Genomic DNA, 14,534 nt, shown 5'->3' on the forward strand with positions numbered 1-14,534 from the left:
GACCCTCAGCTCTCAGTGATCGGCAACGCCGACGTCTCGGTCGTGACCAGGGACTTCTCATCCGGGCGGTGGATGAGGACGTTCAGGATGTAGTGCCGCACGGTGTCATCGAGGCTGGCGTCGGTCCCGGCCTGCTCGGACAGGAACCACTTGTGTTCGAGCACCTCGTGATAGAACTCCGGCGGCTCGAGCTTGGAGCGCATCGACCTCGGGATCGCGCGGACCACAGGCTCGTACTGGTTCTGCAGCCACTCATGGGCGACGAACTCCTCGTCCTCGGCCTGCTGCTCCGTGGAGGCACGGAACTGGTCGAGGTCGTTGAGCAGCCGACGGGCCTGGTTCTCCTGGGCGTCGATCCCCGTCAGGCGCATCAGCCGACGGGCGTGGTGGCCGGCGTCGACCACCTTCGGGCGGATCGAGAGCGTGGTGCCGTCGAGGTCGGTGGTGATCTCGAGCTCTCCCACGTCGAAGCCCAGGCGGTTGAGCTTCTCGATGCGCTCGGAGACGCGCCAGCGCTCGTCGGCCGAGAACAGCTCGCGCTCGGTCAGAGCGGCCCACAGGCTCTCGTACCGCTCGATCAGGTCGTCGCCGACCGCGATCGGATCGGCCTCCGGGTCGAACATCTCCCCGGCCTGCAGATCCATCAGCTCGCCGATGATGTTGGTGCGGGCGAGGTCGAGATCGTACCGGCGCTGGCCCTCCGTGAGCGTCTCGTACAGGCTGCCGGTCTCGACGTCGACGATGTAGGCGGCGAATGCGCCGGCATCCCGGCGGAACAGCGTGTTCGACAGCGAGACGTCGCCCCAGTAGAAGCCCTCGAGATGGAGGTGGACCAGCAGCACGGCCAGGGCATCGAGCAGCCGTTGCGCGGTGTCCTCGCGCGAGACCTGGCTGAACACCGCCCGGTAGGGCAGGGAGAACTGCAGATGACGGGTGATGAGCATCGCGTCCAGCGGTTCCCCGCTCGGCGTGGTGCGGCCGGAGACCACGGCGAAGGGCGCCACCGAGGGCACGCCGATGCGCCCCAGCAGGCGCAGCATCTCGTACTCGCGCCGGGCGAGATCATGGTTGATCTCCTTCAGCGCGAGGACGCGCCCGGAGACGCGCACGAAGCGCACCACATGGCGGGAGATGCCGCGGGGGAGAGCGGCGAGGATGTCCTCGGGCCAATCCTCGAGCGGCTGGTCCCACGGCAGGTCCAGCAGCGCCGGATCGGCCCGTGACGCGGTGATCTCCAGAGGTGCCATTGCTCCATTCTCTCCCGAACCGTGGCGGCGTGCCCACCTGTGGGCTCTTTTTCACCGGATGACACCACGAACCTCACGCCGATCACCGATGCGAGCGCGGACGACGACCGGGCGCAGGTGACGTCGGGCATGACGACGACGACGGGCGCCCGGCCGCAGCCGAGCGCCCGTCGCGCGATGCGGGGGAGGGTCAGTCGCCCAGCCGCAGTCCGTTCTTCGCATCGAAGAGGTGCACATGGCCCTCCGCGGGGCGGAAGTAGACCGTCTCGCCCTTGGCCGGGGGACGACGGGCGTCGACTCGCGCGATGAAGGGCTTGCCCGTCTCGTCCGAGCCGGCACGACGGCCGTAGACGAAGGCGTCGGCGCCGAGCTCCTCGACGAGGTCGATCTCCACGGCGATGCCCTGCTCATCGCTGACGAGCTCGAGGTCCTCGGGACGCACGCCGACCGTGACCGAGTTCTGGTCGGTGCCGGAGAGGGTGGCGCGGTCCACGGGCAGCACGGCGCCGCCGAACTCCACGCCCTGCTCGGTGAGCTTCGTGTCGAACAGGTTCATCGCCGGGGAGCCGATGAATCCGGCCACGAACACGTTGTTCGGGTGGTCGTACATCCGACGCGGGGTGTCGATCTGCTGGAGCACGCCGCGGTCGAGCACCGCCACGCGGTCTCCCATCGTCATGGCCTCCGTCTGGTCGTGGGTCACGTAGACGGTGGTGACGCCCAGACGGCGCTGCAGGGACGCGATCTGGGTACGGGTGGCCACGCGGAGCTTGGCGTCGAGGTTCGACAGCGGCTCATCCATGAGGAACACCTGGGGCGAGCGGACGATCGCACGGCCCATGGCGACACGCTGACGCTGACCACCGGAGAGCGCCTTCGGCTTGCGGTCGAGGTACTCGGTCAGGTCGAGGATCTCGGCGGCGTCCTCGACGCGCTTGCGGATCTCGGCCTTCGGGTTGCCGGCGATCTTCAGGGCGAAGCCCATGTTGTCGGCCACCGTCATGTGCGGGTACAGCGCGTAGTTCTGGAACACCATCGCGATGTCACGGTCCTTCGGCGGGACGTCGGTGACGTCACGATCGCCGATGAGGATGCGGCCGGCGTCGATCTCCTCGAGGCCGGCGAGCATGCGCAGCGACGTCGACTTGCCGCAACCGGAGGGGCCGACGAGGACGAGGAACTCGCTGTCGCCGATCTCGATGTTGAGGTTGTCGACGGCCGGGCGCTCCTGGCCCGGGTAGACGCGCGAGGCGTTGTCGAACGTGACAGTTGCCATGGTGGTACTCCTTCACCGGCAGGTACGTGCCGGACGGTCCGTTGTGAAGTGATGATCACCGGTCTCGGTCGCTCTCGCGAGGAGGCGCTTCCTTGCACCGGCCAGAGGAAGTGTATCCCAGGTCTCATCCGGATGGCGAGCGCTGTCCGAGCGGCGGGTCGGGGTCGTCCGCGGTGGGCAGAGCGGCACGGCTGCGGGATACTGGGGGAGTGGACACCCCTGAGCTGACCCGGAAGATCCTCGACCGCCGCGAGAAGCCGACCGACCCGCTGCGGATCGTGCAGGCCGGCCACCCCGCGCTGCGCCGTCGCGCCGTCACCGCCCGGGCGAAGCTCGGGCCCGCGCTGCTGCTCGAGCTGGTCGAGGCGATGACGATCACGATGCGGGCCGCCCCGGGCGTGGGCCTCGCCGCTCCGCAGATCGGGCTGCCCGTGTCCTTGTACGTGGTCGAGGACCGCGTCGCGGGCGAGCCCGGCGAGGACGAGGAGGATGATCTGCTCGAGCGTCGGAGCCTTCCGCTGCGCGCCCTGCTCGATCCGGAGGTCGAGCTGCTGGGCGGCGAGCGCGTCTATGCCTGGGAGGGCTGCCTGTCCGTCAGCGGCTGGCAGTCGATCGTCCCCCGCGCCCGACGGGTGCGGCTGCGGACGAGCGAGCTGCTGGCCGACGGGACCCTGCGGGAGGTCGACGAGGAGCACGTGGGGTGGACCGCGCGCATCCTCCAGCACGAGACCGACCACCTGGCCGGGACGCTGTGCCATGACCTGATGGTGCCGCGCTCCTTCATCGACGCCGGGTACGGCGTCCACTACGCCGACCTCTCCGAGGCCGTGCGCCGCCTCGGACTGCGCGGCGAGGTCGCGGGGCTCGGGCCCGGCGAGGTCATCGCCCGGTGAGGTCCGCGCCGCGCGGTGGTCTGCGCCACGTGGGGCCCGCGACCGCCCAGGCCCACGCGATAGCTTGGGCCCGATCACGACCACGAACAGGACGGAGCCGATGGTGAGCACGAGCGACCCGAACAATCCGGGAATCGAGCAGGAGGACGGCGGCGATTTCCGCGAGCAGATCGACGAGCGCTGGCTCGACGTGGTCGACGCCGCGCTGAAGGTCCAGACGCCGCTGGCCCACAGCTACGTCGAGCGATTGCGCGCCAAGCATCCCGAGGCGACGCAGCGCCAGCTGCTGCAGAAGGTCACCGGTCGCTTCACGCTGCTGATGACCGCCACCGGCGCCGGCATCGGGGGAGTGGCCGCCCTGCCCGGGCTCGGCACCGCCGCGGCCCTGGGGCTGACCGTCGGGGAGGGCGTCTCCTTCGCGGAGGCCTGCGCGTTCCTGACCCTGTCCGTCGCGGACCTCTACGACGTGGACATGTCGGATGAGCCCACGCGTCGCCTGGTGTTGATGGGTGTGCTCAGCGGCGATCGCGGTGCCGAGATCATCGCCCGCGCCATGGGCAAGCAGGGACTGCAGTGGAACGCGGTCCTCGGTGGGGGCGGCGGATTCCTGCCCGGCCTGGTCAGCAAGCAGATCTCCCGGTACGTGCGCCGTCGAGTCATCGCCCGCACCGGCAAGCTGTGGCTCATGCGTCTGCTGCCCTTCGGCATCGGTGCCGTGATCGGCGGGCTCGGGGCCCGGTCGGTCTCGCGCTCCGTGGTCGAGGCGATGCTGGAGATCTTCTCCCAGGCCCCCACCCTCGACGGGGAGCTCGCGGACGATCGGCCCTCGCTGGAGGGCTGACTGTGAGGATGGCGTTATCGGCCTCGTGCTGATGGGGTGTGTTCGACGGCACCGTGCGTGACCCGTGGGCTGACTGGCTTCGTGCCTTTGCGCGGACTTGTCCGTTCGGTGTCGTCGGACCCGGCCCGGTCGGAGCTGACTGGCCTGATCAGGAGCTTGACCGCGGGCGTAGCCGCGCCCGCGTGTCCCGTCACAGTCCTGCCGTGACTCCTCCCGGACCGGACCCATTTCGTCCGCTCCGGAGCTAGGAGGAACGCATGACCAGTCTGACCGATATCGCAGAGATCGTCATCGGGGTCGACACCCACGTCGATACCCACACCGCCGCCATCGTCGAGACCGCCACCGGTGGAGTACTCGCCGAGATCACGGTGCCCACCACCCCGGCCGGCTACCAGGAACTGGTAGAAGTGGCCGAGGAACACTCACCCCTGCGGGTGTGGGCCATCGAGGGCACCGGCGGCCACGGCGCCGGCCTGACCCACCTGCTGGAGCGTGGGGACGAGGTCGTATTCGAGCTCGACCGCCCCCAGCGGGCCAAGCGCCGCAATGGCGCGAAGTCCGATCCGCTGGACGCGGTGCGCGCCGCCCGTGAAGCGATGGCACGCCCGCATCGCGGGACCCCGCGCACCGGTCCGCAGCGGCAGGCTCTGTCGGTGCTACTGGCAGCTCGCCGCTCCGCGGTCGACGCGTCGACCACTGCACAGCGGCAGCTGTTCAGCCTCGCCATCGCCGCTCCCGAGCGCCTGCGTGCCAAGCTGCGCGACCGGAAGCTGCCCGAGATGGTCGAGATCGCTTCCCGGTTCCGCATCCATACCTCGTGGGATGCGGAGACCGCCACCACCGCCAGGGTGCTGCGCGATCTGGCCCGCCGCGCCCAGGTGCTGCAGGCCGAGTCCAACGAGCACGAGAAGCAGATCCGGGCGATCGTGCGGTCCTGGCGTGCCGATCTGCTCGCTGAGAAGGGCGTCGGGCCGATCGTCGCGGCGACGGTGCTTTGCGCGTGGTCCCACCCTGGTCGCGTGCGTGACGAGGCCGCGTTCGCGATGCTCGCCGGCGTCGCCCCGTTGCCGGCCAACAGCGGCAAGACCACCACCAGATACCGGCTGAACCGGTACGGCGATCGGCAGCTCAACCGCGCCCTGCACACGATCGTGCTCTCACGCCAGCGCTACGACCAGCGCACTAAGGACTACACCGCCCGCCGCACTTGCGAAGGAAAGACCCCGCGAGAGATCAAACGTTGCCTGAAGCGATACATCGTCCGAGACCTCTACCGACTCCTCGAGAACCCACCGCTACCCGCTTGACACACCATAGGAGCGTCCGGACCGGAACGAGCAGAGGGCCGACCCCGCGGGGCCGGCCCTCCGCTGGCGCCGAGCTCTGCGAAGCTGTTGCTTCTGGCGATCTTGGCCACGGGAACGCAGAGCTCGGCGGAGGTGGGCCGCCGGGGCCGGAGTGCGAGGGGTCAGGCGTCCTGGGTGAAGTCGTTGGCGTGCTCGGTGCCGACGGCGCGGCGATAGGACTCGTTGATCTCCGCCTCGGCGTCGCTGCGGCCTTCCCAGTGGGCACCCTCGACGCTCTTGCCCGGCTCGAGATCCTTGTAGACCTCGAAGAAGTGCTGGATCTCCAGGCGATGGAACTCGGAGACGTCGGTGAGCTCCTGGCGACGCACCTGGCGGCGGTCCCCGACCGGCACCGCGATGATCTTGTCGTCGCCGCCGGCCTCGTCGCGCATGCGGAACATGCCGAGCGCCCGGCAGCGGATCAGGCACCCCGGGAACGTCGGCTCCTCGAGCAGGACCAGACAGTCCAGCGGGTCGCCGTCCTCACCGAGGGTGCCCTCGATGAACCCGTAGTCGTCCGGGTAGCGCGTGGCGGTGAACAGCATCCGATCGAGCCTGATGCGCCCGTTGTGGTGGTCCACCTCGTACTTGTTCCGGTTCCCGCGAGGGATCTCGATGGTCACGTCGAATTCCACGACAGCCGCTCCGTTGCTCCGGCCCTGTGGGCTCTGTTTCCAGTGGGCACTGGTTCTGACTCGGACACCTTATCGTGAGGTCATGGCGAGACGGACATCCGAGCGGATCTGGCGCACCACGGCGATGGTGCTGTGCGCCGCCGTGCCCGCCAGCTTCTACCTCCTCGGAGACCTCACCGACGCCTTCCCGGGCGTGCTCACCCTGGAATCCTCCTCCGAGGCGCCCGGCGCCGGGCCGGGAGCGCAGGCGGAGGACTGGGAGCGGGTCGACGCCCCCGCCCCGGGCCCGGCGGTCGCCCCGTCGACGGATCCTGAACTGGCCGACGACCTGGAAGGACGCATGTCGGCCCAGGCCGCCCTGCCGGTGGTGGAGGGGAACCTCGCCTTCAGCGTGGTCGACGCCGACACCGGCGCGGTGCTCGCTTCTCGGGATGCCGAGACCGCCCGCACACCGGCCTCCACCCTCAAGCTCCTGACCGCCGCCGCCGTGCTGCGGCTCTACACCGGGGACGAGGTGCTCATCACCCGGGCCACCGTCCAGGACGGGCTCATCACCCTGCAGGGCGGCGGTGACATGACTCTCAGCACCCAGCAGCTGGAGGACCTCGCGGCCCAGGCCGCGGATCTCGCGAAGGAGCAGGGCACCACCAGCGTCTCGCTGGCCCTGGACGACTCCTTCCTCGTGGGCGGCTCGAACCCGGCCTGGGGCGACAACGGCCCGGCCGGCGGCTGGGTGACGCCGACGGCCTCGCTCGCCGTCGAGGAAGGATGGCTCGACGGCGAGCAGTACGGCCCCAAGTCCACCGACCCCGCCGGCGACGCCGCGGAGCTGTTCGCCCGGCTGCTGGACGACCAGGGCCTGACCGTCCAGGGCGAGGTCACCGCCGGTCAGGCCCCGGCCGAGGCACCGAGCGTCGAGGTGCACTCCGAGCCGCTGGAGCAGATCGTGCGCCACACCCTGCTGATCTCCGATAACACCACCGCCGAGCTGCTCGCCCACCTGGTGGCCGACGCCCGGGGCGAGGAGACCACGCCCCGGGGAGCGGCCGCCGCGGTCGAGGGGGAGATCCGCGACCTCGCCGCCGAGCTGGGCCTGGACCCGCAGATGCTCGAGGGCCTCGACATCCGCGACGGCTCCGGCCTCTCCCGGGACGACCGGGTCCCGCCCGCGCTGCTGGCCGCCGTGCTCGGCGAGGTCGCCTCCGGGGACGCTCCGGTGCTGCAGCAGATCCTCTTCGACATCCCGATCGCCGGGCTGTCCGGCACCCTGGTCGACCGCTTCGACGAGACCGACACCCGGGACGCACGCGGCCTGGTGCGCGGCAAGACGGGCTATCTCGGCGGCTCCGCCACCCTGGCCGGCGTCGTCGTCCTGTCGGACGGGCGCACGGCCGGCTACTCCATCGTGGTGCACGGCTTCGACGGGGTCGATGCCGTCGCCGCCCGCGCCGCGGTCGACGAGGTCGCCGCCGAGATGGTGGAGGCGTCCTGATGGCCGGGCCCCCTCCCGTCGTCGCGCGCGCCCGCACCGCCGTGCGCGTCGCCGTCACCGCCCGGCTCGAGGAGCTGGCCGATCACACCGCCGCCGGTCAGCTCGCCCCGCGCCTGCTGGTCGGTCTCAGCGGCGGCGCCGATTCCCTCGCCCTGCTCGCGACGACCGCCTGGATCGGGTCCCGGATGGGCCTGGAGACCGAGGCGGCGATCGTCGACCACGGCCTCCAGGAGGGCTCGGACCAGGTCGCCGAGCGCGCCCGCAGCCAGGCCGAACGGCTGGGGGTGGCCGCGCACGTGCTGCGGGTGAGCGTCGAGACCACCGCCGCCGGAGGACTCGAGAACGCCGCCCGCCGCGCACGCCACGACGCCCTGGACCACCTGCTCGCCGACCGCGACGGACTCGCCCTGCTCATGGCCCATACCCTCGACGACCAGGCGGAACAGGTGCTCATGGGTCTGGCTCGGGGCGCGGGTCCCCGCGCCCTGGCCGGCATCCCCCGCTCCCGCGGCCCCCTGCTGCGACCCTTCCTGGGCAGCGGACGTGACGAGACCACGGCGCTGCGCCGCGCCGACACCGAGGAGATCTGCCGCCTGCACGATCTGGAGTGGTGGCAGGACCCGATGAACGCGGACACGACGATGCTGCGCGCCCGGGTGCGGCACCAGGCGCTGCCGCTGCTGCGGGAGATGCTCGGCGAACAGCTCGACGAGAACCTCGCGCGCACCGCCGACCTGCTCCGACCCGACGTCGACCACCTCGACGGCGAGGCCCGCGATCTGCTCGACGCCCTGCGCCGGGACGGGGGCGAGGCCCGCGAGGAGGGAGATCTGCTCCTGCTCGACGTGCACGCGCTCGCGGCCGCTCCCGCGCCGCTGCGCACCCGCGTCCTGCGCGATGGCTCACGTTCCGCCGAGAGCGCAGCGCGGGCCGCCGGCGCCCCCGGCGCGGCGAAGTCCCTGCTGCGCAGACAGGTGCTCGCCCTCGACGCCCTGGTCGTCACATGGCACGGTCAGGCACCTGTACCCGTTCCGGGTAGGATCGAAGTCGCTCGTCGCGACGGCCTGCTGGTGTGGCGCCGCACAGATACGTGAGACGCGGCGACCGCACTCCCAACACGTCCCCTGGAGGAGATCCGCGTGCCCCAGACGCACCCCCACCCTGATGTCGAACGGGTCCTGCTGGACGAACAGCAGATCCGTGATCGGCTCGCCGAGCTCGGAGAGAGGATCACCGCGGACTACGCGGACGAACCGCCGATCCTCGTGGGCGTGCTCAAGGGTGCCGTGATGGTGATGGCGGACCTCGCCCGCCAGGTCGACCTGAAGGTCGAGATGGACTGGATGGCCGTCTCCTCCTACGGCTCGGGCACCAAGTCCTCCGGCGTCGTGCGGATCCTCAAGGACCTCTCCGCCGACATCACCGATCGCAACGTGCTCATCGTCGAGGACATCATCGACTCCGGCCTCACCCTGAAGTGGCTGCTGTCCAACCTCCGCTCGCGCGGACCCCGCAACGTCGAGATCGCCACCCTGCTCCGCAAGCCGGACGCCGCACGGGTCGAGATCGACGTCAAGTACGTCGGCTTCGAGATCCCGAACGAGTTCGTCATCGGCTACGGACTCGACTACGCGGAGAACTACCGGAACCTTCCCTACGTGGGCGTCCTCGAGCGCTCCATCTACGAGGACTGATATGGCGGACTCCTCCACCAAGAACAAGAACAAGTCCAAGAAGCGTCGCCCGCTCGCCGGGGTCGCGATCTGGATCCTGGTCGCCCTCCTGCTGGGCATGGCCCTCTTCTCCCTGTTCGGGCGCGACGGCTACCAGCAGATCGACACCGAACAGGGTCTCGAGCTGCTCGACGGCGGCACCGTCGAGCAGGCCAAGATCATCGACGGCAACCAGCAGCGGGTGGACCTGGTCCTCAGCGAGGACTTCGTCGACGGCGACGAGAACAAGGGCACCCAGGTGCGGTTCTCCTACGTCGACGCCCGCGGCGACGCCATCGTGCAGGCAGTCACCGACGCCGCCCCCGAGAAGGGCTACACCGACGAGATCGCCACCAGCTCCTGGTGGTCGACGCTGCTGCTGTCGTTCCTGCCGCTGCTGATCTTCATCGGCCTGTTCTGGTTCCTGATCATGAACGCCCAGGGCGGCGGCGGCAAGGCCATGCAGTTCGGCAAATCCAAGGCCAAGCTGTTCAACAAGGAGGCCCCCAAGGTCACCTTCGCCGACGTCGCCGGCGCCGAGGAGGCGGTCGAGGAGCTCGACGAGATCAAGCAGTTCCTCGTCGAACCCGGTCGGTACCAGGCCGTCGGCGCCAAGATCCCCAAGGGCGTGCTGCTGTACGGCCCGCCGGGCACCGGCAAGACGCTGCTGGCCCGCGCCGTCGCCGGCGAGGCCAACGTGCCCTTCTACTCGATCTCCGGCTCGGACTTCGTGGAGATGTTCGTCGGCGTGGGCGCCTCCCGCGTGCGCGACCTGTTCTCCACCGCGAAGGAGAACGCCCCGGCGATCATCTTCGTCGACGAGATCGACGCCGTCGGCCGCCACCGCGGTGCCGGCATGGGCGGTGGCCACGACGAGCGCGAGCAGACGCTGAACCAGATGCTGGTGGAGATGGACGGGTTCGAGGAGAACCAGAACGTCATCCTCATCGCCGCCACCAACCGTGTGGACATCCTGGACCCTGCGCTGCTGCGCCCGGGCCGCTTCGACCGCCAGATCGGGGTCGAGGCCCCGGATCTCAAGGGCCGCCTGCACATCCTCGGCGTCCACGCCAAGGGCAAGCCGCTGGCGCACGACGTCGATCTCGAGGCCGTCGCCAAGCGCACCATCGGGATGTCCGGCGCGGACCTCGCCAACGTGCTCAACGAGGCGGCGCTGCTGACCGCCCGCAGCGGCAACCAGATCATCGACGACCGTGCCCTGGACGAGGCCGTGGACCGCGTGTCCATGGGCCCGCAGCGCTATTCGAAGGTGATGACCGAGCGCGAGCGCCAGATGACGGCGTACCACGAGGGCGGCCACGCCCTGGTCGCCGCGGCCATGAACAACTCCGCGCCCGTCACCAAGGTGACGATCCTGCCGCGCGGCCGCGCGGGCGGCTACACGATGGTGGTGCCCACGCAGGATCGCAACTACCAGTCGCGCAACGAGCTGCTGGACCGTCTCGCCTACGCGATGGGCGGGTACGCCGTGGAGGAGTCGATCTTCCACGACGTCACCACCGGACCCAGCTCCGACCTGCAGAACGCCACCAAGATCGCGCGCACCATGGTCATGCAGCTGGGCATGAGCGAGGCCGTCGGCCAGGTCGCGCTCTCCGGCGAGCAGGACGAGGTGTTCGTCGGCATGCAGCAGGGGCAGGCCCCCCGCTTCAGCGCGGAGACCGCGAGCATCATCGACCAGGAGGTCCGGGAGCTGCTGGACACCGCTCTGGACGAGGCCTGGTCCGTGATCGTCGAGAACCGTCACGTGCTCGACCGTCTGGTTCAGGAGCTGCTGGAGAAGGAGACGCTGAACGAGCACGAGCTCGGGGCGATCTTCTCCGACGTCACCAAGCGGCCGCCGCGCGAGGTCTGGGTCTCCAGCGAGGACCGCCCCTCGCTGGCGGCGCCGCAGGCCGGCTCGACCACCACGGCCACCGGCACCGAGGAGCACGATGCGGGCGAGCCCCTGCAGCCCAACCCGCCGGAGCTCCCGCACCCCGGCGGCGACCGGCCGGAGATCCCGGGCGCTCCCCACGGCGACGGCCCCGAGGGGCCCGGCCCCTACGGTCCCTACGGACCGGGATACGGTCGCACGGACACCTCCCGCGGCGACGAGGGATACGGCGAGGGGTCCGGGCGCGAGCCCGGCACCGGGAACGACGAGGGAACAGGACGCTGACATGGCCGTCGACCACGCCCGCGTCGAGGCAGCGGTCCGGGAGATCCTCGCCGGCATCGGCGAGGATCCGGACCGGGACGGTCTGCTGGAGACGCCCGCGCGGGTCGCCCGCATGTACTCCGAGGTCTTCGAGGGGTTGGACCAGGACCCGCACCAGCCCCTGTCGACCACCTTCGACATCGACCACCAGGAGCTGGTGCTGGTCCGCGACATCGGCTTCCACTCGATGTGCGAGCACCACCTGCTGCCGTTCGTCGGCGTCGCCCACGTGGGATACATCCCCGACGGCGGCGCGGTGACCGGACTGAGCAAGCTCGCCCGCCTGGTGAACGTCTACGCGCGCCGTCCGCAGGTCCAGGAGCGCCTGACCTCCCAGATCGCCGACGCGCTGATGGTCGAGCTCGGGGCGGGCGGCGCCATCGTCGTGATCGAGGCCGAGCACATGTGCATGTCGATGCGCGGCGTGCGCGCCGAGGGCGCCCGCACCGTCACCAGCGCGGTGCGGGGCATGCTGCGCGAGAACTCGAGCACCCGGGCCGAGGCCATGAGCCTCATCAACAGGGGCTGACGACGTGAGCACCGCGGCGCCGCGCCCCCGTCCGGACGGACTCCCCGAGCGACTCCGGGGGGACGACACCCTGGTGATGGGCGTCCTGAACGTCACCCCCGACTCGTTCTCCGACGGCGGGGAGCACTTCGCGACGTCCGACGCGATCGCGCACGGCCGCCTGCTGACCGCCCAGGGGGCGGCGATCGTCGACGTCGGGGGCGAGTCCACCCGCCCGGGGGCGCCCCGGGTCGACGAGGACGAGGAGCTGCGCCGGATCCTGCCCGTGATCGATGCCCTGGCGGCCGAGGACATCGTGGTCAGCGTCGACACCATGCGCTCGTCCGTCGCGGCCGCGAGCGTGGCCGCCGGCGCCCTCATCGTCAACGACGTCTCCGCCGGACGTGCCGACGTGGACATGGGCGCCGAGGCGGCCCGCCTGCGCACGCGCTCCGGCACCCCGCCCGTGTTCATCGCCATGCACTGGCGCGGGCACAGCGACGTCATGAACGAGCTGGCGGTCTACGACGATGCGCCGCGCGAGGCCGCCACCGAGCTCGAGGACCGTCTGACCGCCCTGCGCGAGGCCGGGGTGGAGGACCGCTTCCTGGTGGCCGATCCCGGCCTCGGGTTCTCCAAGACCGGCGAGCAGAACTGGGACGTGCTGGCCGACTGGGCAGGGATCGCCTCCCACCAGCTGCCGATCCTCATCGGTGCCTCCCGCAAACGCTTCGTCAGCTCCCTGGGCGTCGACCGCGACGCCGCCACCGCCGCCATCAGCGCCTACAGCGCCGAGCACGGCGCCTGGGCCGTCCGGGTCCACGAGGTCCCCTCCTCGCTCGCCGCCGTGCGCGTCGGGGACCGTCTGCGTCGGAGCCTGCGCCGATGACCGCCGACGGACCGATGACCGCCGACGGACGGCCCGGCCCCGCCCGCCCCGGGCCCGAGCACGGGCGGCTCGACCGCATCGAGGTCACCGGGATCCGGGCCTGGGGACACCACGGCGTGCTCGCCGCGGAGAAGGAGCTCGGCCAGCAGTTCGTCGTCGACGTGACTCTGCATCTCTGGACCGCCCCGGCCGGACGCACCGATGCCCTCTCACGCACCGTCGACTACGCCGAGGTCGCCGCCGCGGTGGCCGAGGAGATCGGCGGCGGCCCCCACGATCTGGTGGAGACCCTCGCCGAGTCGATCGCGACGCGGATCCTCACCGGCACCGGCCACCCGCTGGTGCGCCGCGTCGGGGTGCGCGTGCACAAGCCCGCGGCCCCCGTCGGACGCCCCGTCGGGGACGTCGCGATCACCATCGAGCGGGACGCCGCGCCGATTCCGGCCGTGCTCGCCCTCGGCACCAATCTCGGGGACCGCGAGTCGCACCTGGTCGGTGCCCTCGAGCTGCTCGCGGACACCGACGGCATCGAGATCGCATGGACCGGGCCCGTGCTGGAGACCGCCCCCGTGGGCGGCCCCGACGGGCAGGGCACCTATCTCAACTCGGCGCTCGGCGTCCTCACCACGCTGGGGCCCTTCGAGCTGCTCGAGGCCGCCCACCGCGCCGAACGCGCCGCTCGTCGCGAGCGCCTGATGCGCTGGGGGCCGCGCACCCTGGACGTCGACGTCATCACCTACGGCGAGCTCCGCAGCGACGACGAGGAGCTGACGCTCCCGCACCCGCGCGCGCACCAGCGCGCCTTCGTCCTCGGGCCCTGGCATGCTGCCCGACCGAGCGCGGAGCTGCCGGGCCACGGCCCCGTGGCCGCTCTGCTCGCGGCCGCCGCGGACCGCGATGGTCTGGTCCCCGGCCCTGCCCTGACGGGGTTCGACCGCTCGTGAAGCCGCTGAACATCCCGCTCCTGGCGCTGATCGTCGTGGTCGGCGCCGGTTTCGGAGCGCAGATGCTGGAGACCCTCGCCGCCCGCGGCCACTCGCTGCCGATCGCCGGCTGGCTGACCACGGTGGTGCTGCTGGTGCTGGTGGGGGTGCTGCTGGCCTATGGCCTCCCGCTGCGCCGCTACATGCTCGAGAGCGAGGAGCGCCGCCTGCAGCCGAGCCTCGCCCCGCGCCGGTACCAGATCGATCTGCCCACCGCCTTCCGCACCGTGCTGCTCGCGCGAGCCTGCGCCTACACCGGCGCCGTCGTCGGCGGCATCTTCACCGGGCAGGTGCTGTACCTGCTTCTGACCGGAACCGGTGACCTGGTGGGGGCGACGCTGCCCACCGGCTCCGCCGCGATCTCCGGGATCGTGCTCGGGGTGCTCGGCGTGCTCGTCGAGCGCTGGGGCCGCCTGCCCCCGGAGGACGGCGAGAGTCCGACCGAGAGCGCCGGCGTCGGCCGCTGAACCCCGCGGCGGGACCGACCT

At 71.0% G+C, this 14,534-nt stretch carries 14 protein-coding genes; 11 read left to right on the forward strand and 3 right to left on the reverse strand.

Features of this window, described 5'->3' with window-relative positions:
* Positions 1-5: 5 nt before the first annotated feature.
* Positions 6-1,247, reverse strand: a complete 1,242-nt coding sequence (locus JOF44_RS19830) for a DUF4032 domain-containing protein (RefSeq protein ID WP_209895424.1) — start codon at positions 1,245-1,247, stop codon at positions 6-8.
* Between the two features lie 190 nt (positions 1,248-1,437).
* On the reverse strand, positions 1,438-2,523 hold the full coding sequence (locus JOF44_RS19835; RefSeq protein ID WP_209895425.1) for an ABC transporter ATP-binding protein: 1,086 nt from the start codon (positions 2,521-2,523) through the stop codon (positions 1,438-1,440).
* 209 nt (positions 2,524-2,732) lie between these two features.
* On the opposite strand from JOF44_RS19835, the gene JOF44_RS19840 reads away from it, so the two are divergent.
* The 3 genes from JOF44_RS19840 to JOF44_RS19850 all read left to right on the forward strand — a co-directional run bounded on the left by JOF44_RS19840 (position 2,733) and on the right by JOF44_RS19850 (position 5,567).
* Positions 2,733-3,416: a peptide deformylase gene (locus JOF44_RS19840; protein WP_209895426.1), complete on the forward strand. Its 684-nt coding sequence runs from the start codon at positions 2,733-2,735 to the stop codon at positions 3,414-3,416.
* Positions 3,417-3,516: 100 nt separating this feature from the next.
* Complete coding sequence (locus JOF44_RS19845; protein ID WP_245349029.1) at positions 3,517-4,257, forward strand: hypothetical protein; 741 nt, start codon at positions 3,517-3,519, stop codon at positions 4,255-4,257.
* A gap of 257 nt (positions 4,258-4,514) precedes the next feature.
* Entirely contained in the window at positions 4,515-5,567 is a 1,053-nt protein-coding gene (locus JOF44_RS19850) for an IS110 family RNA-guided transposase (RefSeq protein WP_209889350.1), read from the forward strand.
* A gap of 161 nt (positions 5,568-5,728) precedes the next feature.
* Here JOF44_RS19850 and JOF44_RS19855 read toward each other — a convergent pair whose 3' ends face one another.
* Positions 5,729-6,241: an inorganic diphosphatase gene (locus JOF44_RS19855; protein WP_209895427.1), complete on the reverse strand. Its 513-nt coding sequence runs from the start codon at positions 6,239-6,241 to the stop codon at positions 5,729-5,731.
* Positions 6,242-6,323: 82 nt separating this feature from the next.
* On the opposite strand from JOF44_RS19855, the gene JOF44_RS19860 reads away from it, so the two are divergent.
* Genes JOF44_RS19860 through JOF44_RS19895 form a run of 8 tightly spaced genes read left to right on the forward strand, consistent with a single transcriptional unit; the run spans position 6,324 to position 14,513 of the window.
* Positions 6,324-7,733 carry a D-alanyl-D-alanine carboxypeptidase/D-alanyl-D-alanine-endopeptidase gene (locus tag JOF44_RS19860; protein ID WP_209895428.1) on the forward strand — a complete coding sequence of 470 codons (1,410 nt, stop codon included), beginning with the start codon at positions 6,324-6,326 and terminating at the stop codon, positions 7,731-7,733.
* The gene (gene tilS, locus JOF44_RS19865; protein ID WP_209895429.1) at positions 7,733-8,827 is read left to right on the forward strand and encodes a tRNA lysidine(34) synthetase TilS; all 1,095 of its coding nucleotides are present in this window, start codon (positions 7,733-7,735) and stop codon (positions 8,825-8,827) included. The genes JOF44_RS19860 and tilS overlap by 1 nt, the downstream gene beginning before the upstream one ends.
* A gap of 45 nt (positions 8,828-8,872) precedes the next feature.
* Positions 8,873-9,427 (forward strand): hypoxanthine phosphoribosyltransferase, encoded by a 555-nt coding sequence (hpt, locus tag JOF44_RS19870; protein WP_209895430.1) that lies wholly within the window; start codon positions 8,873-8,875, stop codon positions 9,425-9,427.
* A gap of 1 nt (position 9,428) precedes the next feature.
* The gene (gene ftsH / locus JOF44_RS19875; RefSeq protein WP_209895431.1) at positions 9,429-11,627 is read left to right on the forward strand and encodes an ATP-dependent zinc metalloprotease FtsH; all 2,199 of its coding nucleotides are present in this window, start codon (positions 9,429-9,431) and stop codon (positions 11,625-11,627) included.
* Between the two features lies 1 nt (position 11,628).
* Entirely contained in the window at positions 11,629-12,195 is a 567-nt protein-coding gene (gene folE / locus JOF44_RS19880; RefSeq protein ID WP_209895432.1) for a GTP cyclohydrolase I FolE, read from the forward strand.
* Between the two features lie 4 nt (positions 12,196-12,199).
* On the forward strand, positions 12,200-13,063 hold the full coding sequence (gene folP, locus JOF44_RS19885) for a dihydropteroate synthase (protein WP_342591867.1): 864 nt from the start codon (positions 12,200-12,202) through the stop codon (positions 13,061-13,063).
* The gene (gene folK / locus JOF44_RS19890) at positions 13,060-14,007 is read left to right on the forward strand and encodes a 2-amino-4-hydroxy-6-hydroxymethyldihydropteridine diphosphokinase (protein WP_342591868.1); all 948 of its coding nucleotides are present in this window, start codon (positions 13,060-13,062) and stop codon (positions 14,005-14,007) included. The genes folP and folK overlap by 4 nt, the downstream gene beginning before the upstream one ends.
* Complete coding sequence (locus JOF44_RS19895) at positions 14,004-14,513, forward strand: DUF3180 domain-containing protein (RefSeq protein ID WP_209895433.1); 510 nt, start codon at positions 14,004-14,006, stop codon at positions 14,511-14,513. The genes folK and JOF44_RS19895 overlap by 4 nt, the downstream gene beginning before the upstream one ends.
* The last annotated feature ends 21 nt before the right edge of the window (positions 14,514-14,534 follow it).

It is taken from the genome of Brachybacterium fresconis, assembly GCF_017876515.1.
In the GTDB taxonomy this organism is placed as follows: Bacteria; Actinomycetota; Actinomycetes; order Actinomycetales; family Dermabacteraceae; genus Brachybacterium; species Brachybacterium fresconis.